Here is a 2,610-nt window from a genome sequence, read left to right on the forward strand (position 1 = left end):
GGGCGATTGCTTTTTCTACCGGTGTCCAATCAATCAGGTGATCGATTTGTTTGAGAAAGTTTCCTTTGCGAGTGCGGCGGGTGACATCAAATTCCAAAAAGCTCATATCAATTAACTCAATTGTATGATTAAAAACACTATTGTATCATTAATCGCATCTGAAACTGGCTCTGACCGTGCAAAGTTCTCAAGCAATGATTTAGCTTCAATGCTACGTAGCCACTTTCAACCACTTGAAGGAAGCTAGTTCGTCTTTAGAATTTCTCTATGAGCTTCCAGTCGTGCTTCGGTTCGTTCACATCGAGGGTTAGATAGGTGACGGCATAATAACCTAATTTCTTCAGCATCAGCTCAAGACTCAATCAGACGCTTTTTTTCTTTTGCAACATATCGGTAGTATCGCCGTTTCATAGGTTACTTGGCCTTTGTAGCGGATGATCCATTCAAGGTTATATTTCTTTGAAAGAATATTTAAAAAAATTTCAAATTACTTATGAACAATGCGACCAAAGATTAAGTCTAATATGCCCTTAGGTAATAGTTAGAGATAGAGGAGTTAATTTATGGAATTTAAGCAAATAAGAAATGCAACGCTTAATATCAAATACGGCGGAAAGAAATTTTTGATTGACCCTTGGTTACGGAACCCCACATCCGATTTACCTATCCCGATCAGTGAGATTGTTGACGTTGATGCGGTTATTCTGACGCATGATCATCCGGATCATTGGGATGACGCTGCAAAGGATGCGATACCTAAAGATACACCTTTCTTTGTGCAGCACGAAGTAGATGCGCAATCAGTTCGTTCAGCTGGTTTCAACAATGTTCAAGTACTAAAGGACACTAATGCTTTTGATGGCATTACGATAATTAAAACACCTGGTCGGCATGGCGGAAGTACAATTGTTGAAGATATGAAAGATTTGTTAGGTGAAGTAAGTGGCATAGTTTTAAAGCACCCGAATGAAAAAACAATTTACATCGCTGGAGATACTGTCTGGTATGAAGGAGTCGAAGAAAATTTGAAGAAATATCATCCAGATGTGGTTGTTCTCAATAGTGGTGATGCCAAAGTCATCGGTGACGAATCCATCATTATGGATAAGCAGGATGTCTACGAGGTATTTAATGCGGCACCTAATGCGACCATTATCGCTAGTCACATGGAATCTGTGAATCATGCCACGCTATCCAGAAAAGAATTACGCGAGTTTCTTAGCGAAAAAGGTATGACTCAGCGTGTATTAGTACCAGAAGATGGTGAAGCTTATAACCTCTAATAGGCTACATGGTGTGCTGTACAGTTCTTATGGTTTTTCTATAAGCTTCTAACCGAACTACAGTTCGCTCACATCCAGGATTAGCCAGATGTGCGTAATAACCTAATTTCTTCGGCAGTGACTTTATGAAAATCCCTAATAGCTTTATCTTCTAGGTTATAAGAAATGGCTATGAATATAAAATTTGCGAATATGATAGTCATTATCTTCGCTTTGATTTCACTATCTGCATCCGCAGGCACACTCTCGCTTGTTAATAGTCACTTTGGAATGTGTGATGCATCCGCCGCTGTTCCAGTGGGCTTCAACCTATTTGTCGTCGCAAACGATGAGGATAATATCCTAAGGATGTATAAGAGTAATGAATCAGGTAAGCCTATATATTCTCTAGATCTGTCTTCTTTTCTGCAAATCAATTCAAAGCATCCTGAAGCGGATATCGAGGGCGCTACTTTCATTAAAAATCGAATTTACTGGATCTCCTCGCACGGTACAAATAAGGATGGCAAGCAGCGCCCCAATCGCCACCGATTTTTTGCGACAGATATCGAAGAGAGTAACGACAAGTATAGTTTGAAACCTACCGGTAAACCTTATCTTGGCTTAGTCAAAGCTTTCGAAGATTCTGTTGAACTAAAGAATTATGGCCTTGGAAAAGCTGCAAAAAATGCACCTGAATCCAAAAATGGACTCAATATAGAAGGGCTAACTAAAACTCCACAAGGAAATTTACTGATAGGCTTCCGCAATCCAATCCCTGAAGGTAAAGCACTACTAGTGCCTTTAGAAAACCCGCAAGAAGTCATTGCAGGAAATGAAGAACCAAAATTGGTAAACCAATTCTTCTTTCATTGGCTGGTCTAGGTATACGCAGCATTGAGTACTCAGAGGCCGAAAGAGCATATTTTATTATTGCAGGGCCTTTCGATGATAATGGTCGTTTCCAGCTTTACAAATGGTCAGGCAATCCTTCTGAGGAACCTATATTAATCGAATTTGATTTCAATAGATTGCATCCAGAGGCATTAATTATTTATTCCGATAAAACAAAAGCCAAGATCCTTAGTGATGATGGATCGAAATCAATAAATGGCCGGAATTGTAAAGCTCTGGTTAAGAGCCAAGATAAAGCTTTTCGTAGTATTTGGTTAGAGATTGGGCTTTAATAATAGGGTCTTATTCCAATTCTATTTAGGAACAGCATTAATAATCCAATCCCATCCGGTAATGCTGCGCATAGTTTCCTGGTTTGATTCGAGGCTTTTTAGCGCGCTCTCCAGATGTATCTCAAGCGCATCCAAACTATCGAAGGCACGGCTATGAAAGA

At 39.7% G+C, this 2,610-nt stretch carries 3 protein-coding genes; all 3 read left to right on the forward strand.

The annotated features are described in order from the left end of the window. The first annotated feature begins 563 nt into the window (after positions 1 to 563). On the forward strand, positions 564 to 1,283 hold the full coding sequence (locus tag BM021_RS14765; protein ID WP_090721737.1) for an MBL fold metallo-hydrolase: 720 nt from the start codon (positions 564 to 566) through the stop codon (positions 1,281 to 1,283). Between the two features lie 165 nt (positions 1,284 to 1,448). Further along, complete coding sequence (locus BM021_RS14770) at positions 1,449 to 2,147, forward strand: DUF3616 domain-containing protein (protein WP_256207960.1); 699 nt, start codon at positions 1,449 to 1,451, stop codon at positions 2,145 to 2,147. Beyond that, positions 2,135 to 2,449 carry a hypothetical protein gene (locus BM021_RS16405; protein WP_256207961.1) on the forward strand — a complete coding sequence of 105 codons (315 nt, stop codon included), beginning with the start codon at positions 2,135 to 2,137 and terminating at the stop codon, positions 2,447 to 2,449. Before BM021_RS14770 ends, BM021_RS16405 begins: the two co-directional genes overlap by 13 nt. Positions 2,450 to 2,610 lie beyond the last annotated feature (161 nt).

Origin of the sequence: Nitrosomonas sp. Nm166, assembly GCF_900112825.1 — a bacterium.
Classification (GTDB): domain Bacteria; phylum Pseudomonadota; class Gammaproteobacteria; order Burkholderiales; family Nitrosomonadaceae; genus Nitrosomonas.